4 protein-coding genes and 1 tRNA gene are annotated in these 6,000 nt (G+C 37.5%); 4 read left to right on the top strand and 1 reads right to left on the bottom strand.

The window, feature by feature from the left end:
• Nucleotides 1-78: 78 nt before the first annotated feature.
• The 3 genes from ACFX40_RS05945 (at nt 79) to aceA (ending at nt 3,295) form a co-directional block, all read left to right on the top strand.
• Nucleotides 79-150 (top strand) — tRNA-Glu (locus ACFX40_RS05945).
• A 209-nt stretch (nt 151-359) separates the two neighbouring features.
• Complete coding sequence (locus tag ACFX40_RS05940; RefSeq protein ID WP_377254435.1) at nt 360-1,619, top strand: M48 family metallopeptidase; 1,260 nt, start codon at nt 360-362, stop codon at nt 1,617-1,619.
• Nucleotides 1,620-2,011: 392 nt separating this feature from the next.
• On the top strand, nt 2,012-3,295 hold the full coding sequence (gene aceA / locus ACFX40_RS05935; protein WP_028407422.1) for an isocitrate lyase: 1,284 nt from the start codon (nt 2,012-2,014) through the stop codon (nt 3,293-3,295).
• Nucleotides 3,296-3,491: 196 nt separating this feature from the next.
• Here the strand turns inward: aceA and ACFX40_RS05930 are convergent, their stop codons facing one another.
• Complete coding sequence (locus ACFX40_RS05930; protein WP_013055344.1) at nt 3,492-3,728, bottom strand: IDEAL domain-containing protein; 237 nt, start codon at nt 3,726-3,728, stop codon at nt 3,492-3,494.
• A gap of 176 nt (nt 3,729-3,904) precedes the next feature.
• On the opposite strand from ACFX40_RS05930, the gene ACFX40_RS05925 reads away from it, so the two are divergent.
• Nucleotides 3,905-5,884, top strand: coding sequence for a S9 family peptidase (locus tag ACFX40_RS05925; protein ID WP_377254432.1), 1,980 nt, complete (start codon nt 3,905-3,907; stop codon nt 5,882-5,884).
• Nucleotides 5,885-6,000: the final 116 nt, after the last annotated feature.

Raw genomic sequence — 6,000 nt, 5'->3', positions numbered from 1 at the left:
CCACAGTAGCTCAGTGGTAGAGCTATCGGCTGTTAACCGATCGGTCGTAGGTTCGAGTCCTACCTGTGGAGCCATACTGGCCCGTTGGTCAAGCGGTTAAGACACCGCCCTTTCACGGCGGTAACACGGGTTCGAATCCCGTACGGGTCATCTTAAAAGCAGTTTGCATATGCAAACTGCTTTTTTTGTTTGTAAACAGAGTTTATTCTTTTGTCTAAACTCTATTTTTCGTTTTTCTATGATTTCCTCGTCTCAAATTACATTTCTTATAGCACATCTATAAACGCTTGTTCTAAATTTCGAAAAAAAACCTACAATAGTAATAGCGGCATACTGTTTGTACAAAAGGAGGGGAATGCGTGAAAAAAATTGTTTGGTGGTCCATCGGAGTTTTTCTTGTGTATGGAGCGTGTATTTGGGTGTATTTATTCTATATAAGCGATACCTCTATTCCACAATCATTAAAAGGCACCAGCGTAGACCCGGCTACGTTTATGAATGGACGAGAACTTATGTTAACCGAAAAATATTCAAAAATTAGAGATGCGCTCTTTTTTATCCGAATTCCATATGAGTGGCTAGGGTTTATTTTAATTTTAGTGTTAGGTGTGTCTAAGAAAGTTAATAAGTGGTCTAAAGATGTCAGCCGTTTCAGTCTTCTCCAAACTGCTATTTATGTATTTTGGTTATCCGTTCTGCTGCTGATTTATTCTTTTCCTATGGACTGGATTAGCTATAAGCTTTCAAAGGCTTATCATATTACGACGCAACCTTTCCAAGGATGGATGAAAGATCTTTTTACAGATTTTTGGGTGAACTATGCCACCATGTTTTTAGTGATTGCTGTGTTATATGCATTCATTCGTAAGTTTTCAAAAAGATGGTGGCTGTATGCGTGGCTAGTATCTATTCCATTTACACTATTTTTGACGTTTATTCAACCAGTGGTTATCGATCCGTTATATAACGATTTTTATCCATTAAAGAATAAAGAGCTGGAGAAGAAAATTTTACATTTAGCAGACGAAGCTCATATACCTGCTAAGCATGTATATGAAGTAAACATGTCTGAAAAAACGAACTCCCTTAATGCATATGTGACGGGAATAGGTTCTAATTCAAGAATTGTGTTATGGGATACTACTCTTAATAAATTAACGGAACGTGAAATTTTGTTTATCATGGCGCATGAAATGGGTCATTATGTAAAGAAACATATTTATGTAGGGATTGCTTCAGCATTAGTTTTATCGATCGTAGGCCTATGGCTAACGAAACATTTAGCCGGCTTTGTGATTAAGAGATGGGGGAAAGCATTAAAAATTACTTCTCTTAGTGATTTAAATTCTTTACCGCTTATTCTACTTATTTTTTCTATTCTTACATTTGCTGTGAGCCCGTTAACAAATATGCAGTCGCGTCATCATGAACTTCAATCTGACACGTACGCTATGAACCTAACAGGAGATAAGCAAGCTGCTATTAAAACGTTTCAGGACTTAACGAAATCAGGACTATCTCAGGTAAATCCGCCGTATTTAGTGAAGATTTTCCGATATGGTCACCCAACAATACTGGAAAGAATTTCATTTGTTGAGAAGTATGAAAGAAATGAATAAGTGATATAAGAAAAAGTAAAGGATATATGAAGCCTTTTATACGTAGGTATTAATAGAAAAGCCTCCTTGCGAGTAGGAAAAAAATTCTAAAAGGAGGTTTCATTTTCGGAAGTACTGTTATATAATAACGTATGTAAAATAAAAACTGTTTTATAACAATAGGGAGGAATAGTTATTTGTGATTGAAAAGATAGCAGTCTAAATTTTCAGCGTATATTCACCTCAGCTAAGTCTTACTACATGTCCTTCAACTACTTACTTATTTCATCTACGTTCTTGCTAATATTATGGCAAACTGCTAATTTACTTCATCATGAAACAGACATATTCTAACTGCTGCGTTTTATATTTTTATGAATATAGAATTTTAAATTCATTAGGGGGTATAAAGAATGAAAGACATTCGTGTAAAAAACCTTGAAGAGAACTGGAAAAGCGATGAGCGTTGGAAAGGAATTGAACGTCCATATTCTGCAGAAAAAGTCATTGGGCTAAGAGGGTCCATTGATATTGAACACACGCTTGCTAGAAGAGGAGCCGAAAAGTTCTGGAACTTATTAAAAACAGAGCCATACGTTCATGCATTAGGAGCTTTAACAGGGAATCAAGCAGTACAACAGGTAAAAGCAGGATTAAAAGCAATTTACTTAAGCGGATGGCAAGTAGCTGCAGATGCAAATCTTTCAGGAAACATGTATCCTGATCAAAGTTTATACCCGGCAAACAGCGTGCCGCATGTTGTGAAACGAATCAATCAAGCGCTCCAGCGTGCCGATCAAATTCAGCATTTAGAAGGAGAAGGGGATATCGATTACTTTGCTCCAATTGTAGCAGATGCAGAAGCAGGGTTTGGAGGACAGTTAAACGTATTTGAACTCATGAAAGGAATGATTGAGTCGGGAGCATCTGCTGTACACTTTGAAGATCAATTATCCTCTGAGAAAAAGTGTGGTCATCTCGGCGGTAAGGTATTGCTTCCAACTCAAACCGCTGTGAAAAATTTGATTGCTGCTCGTTTAGCTGCTGATGTAATGGGTGTTCCAACACTTGTGATTGCTCGTACCGATGCTGATGCCGCTGATTTAATTACAAGTGATGTTGATCCTGTAGATCGCCAGTTTATTACAGGTGAACGCACTGCTGAAGGTTTTTATCGTACGAGAGCGGGAATCGATCAAGCTATTGCTCGTGGCTTAGCATATGCTCCGTATGCTGATTTAGTATGGTGTGAGACGTCTGAACCAAACTTGGAACAAGCACAAAAATTTGCAGATGCTATTCATGAAAAATTCCCAGGTAAAATGCTTGCTTATAACTGTTCACCATCTTTCAACTGGAAGAAAAAATTAGATAAGAAAACGATTGAAAAATTCCAAAGAGAAATCGCAAAAATGGGCTACAAGTTCCAATTCGTTACGCTTGCTGGCTTCCACGCTTTAAACCACAGCATGTTTGAGCTGGCACGAGGATATAAAACAAGAGGAATGGCAGCTTATTCAGAGTTACAAGAAAGAGAGTTTGCTAGTGAAGTAAATGGATATACAGCTACAAGACATCAGCGTGAAGTAGGAACGGGCTATTTTGATGAAGTGGCACAAGTAGTTTCTGGTGGGACTTCTTCTACAACAGCTTTAAAAGGTTCCACAGAAGAAGAGCAGTTTCAGACGCATAAATAACAAAAAAATCTATGAGTGGAACGGTCGGTTACTTCCACTCATAGGAAAAACCCTAACAAAAAAGATTCTTACAGATGTAAGAATCTTTTTTTATGTAGTAAACACGATTTAACAGACAGCTGTTCTTCCTGAGAAGAAAGGATCTGCCTGTTAAACGTACATATAAATCATTAACATGAATTAAGTTATTAAAATATTAAGTAGATGTTTGAAGCAGGGATTGGTACTGTGCTGATAACTCATAAAAAGCAATTTCATCACGTTGATCTAATGCCGTGTTAATGTTTGTTTCTAACAGTTCTTTTTGACGCTTAAAAAGCGATTCATCAATTACCATTTCGATATAAACATCCAACATACTCACAGTATCAATTACTTTTTTCTTGCGAGCGAGGGACTTCATCATTTCCGTGTACGATTTTTCATTGTTCATACCTCATCACCTCTGCACCCTTTTTATTATTATATAGATTAAAAGAAGAAAAAACAACTAATTTTCTAAATTTTTAGATTTTTATTTTTAGAAATGATAAAGTAAGAGGGAAACGCTATTTTCGTTTTTATCGATTGACTATTTGATTTAAAAATGAATCCTTGGGGGCGAAGAAATTGAATGATTTAAAAAAGCGTACGGTAACGATAGAGGATTTGTATGAATTGAAGTCTGTTTATAATCCTCAGATTTCTCCAGATGGAAAAAGTGTAGTTTATACGGTTCGAAAAACGAAGAAAATAGAAAATGCGTATGAAACGCAGCTGTTTATGTTAGATCTTGAAACGAAAGAAACTAAGCAATTAACGTACTACAAAGGAAATAATCATTCTCCCGCCTGGTCCCCGGACGGCAAGTGGATTGCTTTTTTATCCGATCGCAGTCAAGCCGTTCAGCTCTACCTATTAGCAGCGACAGGCGGAGAAGCAGAAGCACTCACAGATCTTGAAAAAGGCGTTAGTAATCCGGTATGGTCTCCTTATAGTGATGAAATTATGTTTTCCACAAAAGTAGAAGAAAAAGCTGTAAGAGTTGAACAAAATCATGAACATCCCCAGCCGTATGAAGTGGAACGTTTACTGTACAAATCCGATGTTAGCGGTTATTTAAAAGGTGAATATACTCAAGTTGCTCTCGTTAAACTTAAAAATAAAGAAGTGACGTTTGTAACGGATGGACCTTATCATCACTCTGTAGGGTGCTGGGCCCCTGATGCAAGCTCAATTGTATTTTGCAGCAGCCGAGGAGAGAATCCGGATTTATCGCTAACGATGGATGTGTTTATTTTGCATCGTGATACTAAAAAATTAACATCTATTACAGCGGAAACAGGATATTTTCATCAAGTTTCGTGGTCACCCGATGGGTCATACATAGCATACATTGGAAATGAACGTACATACGGATCGGCTTCAATGAATGACATATATATTTATCAGATCTCTAACCAAAAAACAGTTTGTATCACTGCTGGTATAGACTTAGAAATAGGAGATATGGTAGCAGGAGATTTTCACTTTGGTAGAACCGCAGCGGGAATTATGTGGGGCAGTAATGAAGAATTTTATTTTGTCGTAAGTGAAAAGGGTTCTGTAGGCATATATAAAGGAACTGTGAATGGAAAGCTAGACTCTGTACTTATGGATAATGCTCACGTATATGAGGTATCTGTTCTTCCCAATTGTGAGGAAGCTATCGTGGCAATCAGTACATTTACACATCCCGGAGATCTTTATTCTCTAAATTTAAAAACAGAGGAATTAGTGAAGCTGACAAACGTTAATGACTCATTTTTAAAGCATGTGCAGCTCACACAAGCAGAATCTTTTTATGCCACTTCTACGGACGGTATAGATATCCACAGTTGGGTAGTAAAAGCTGCTGCTACTAATGATGTATCTCCAACCATTTTAGAAATCCATGGAGGTCCGCATCTTATGTATGGTCATACATTTATGCTTGAATTCCAAATACTTGCATCAAAAGGGTTCAATATCCTCTTTTCTAATCCAAGAGGCGGCAGAGGATATGGTCAAGCATTTACAGATGCGGTTCGAGGGGATTACGGAGGCATGGATTATACGGATTTGATGGCAGTGACCGACGAAGCAGTTAAGCGCTACTCTTATATTAATGAAGATAAGCTTGGCGTAACAGGAGGAAGCTACGGAGGGTTTATGACAAACTGGATTGTAGGAAGTACAAATCGGTTTAAAGCAGCGGTGACGCAACGGTCTATTTCAAATTGGACAAGTTTTTACGGCGTTAGTGATATTGGCTATTATTTTACCGAATGGGAATTAAAAGCTGATATTTATGAAAATCCGGAAAAACTTTGGAACCACTCGCCGCTTCGTTTAGCGGAGAATGTTAAAACACCGCTGTTAATCTTGCATAGCGAACAGGATTACAGATGTCCAATTGAACAAGCTGAACAGCTTTATGTGGCCCTGAAAAGAAAAGATAAAGAAGTAGAATTTATTCGTTTTCCTCAGTCTAATCATGAACTTTCTAGAAGCGGTAAGCCTAATTTACGAACGGCGAGACTAAAATATTTAACAAGCTGGTTTAAACGGTATTTAAAACAGTCTCAGTAAAAAGTGCATGGCTGTTCAACCAAATATGTGTGTGTAAATAAAGGCTGTATGGCAAGCGTAAAAGGGCAGGAAAGGTAAAACGCTGTAAAACTTTTGTTTGGTAAAGGAAAGTAGTA

The organism is Priestia sp. YIM B13552, assembly GCF_042787775.1.
Lineage (GTDB): Bacteria > Bacillota > Bacilli > Bacillales > Bacillaceae_H > Priestia > Priestia megaterium_E.
The sequence above is the reverse complement of the archived record's forward strand: the minus strand, read 5'-3'. Positions and strand labels throughout refer to the sequence as shown.

What these genes read in the sequence shown, in the direction of transcription:
- aceA (WP_028407422.1), top strand. Translation starts at nt 2,012, where the DNA reads ATGAAAGACATTCGTGTAAAAAACCTTGAAGAGAACTGGAAAAGCGAT.
- ACFX40_RS05930 (WP_013055344.1), bottom strand. Translation starts at nt 3,728, where the DNA reads ATGAACAATGAAAAATCGTACACGGAAATGATGAAGTCCCTCGCTCGC.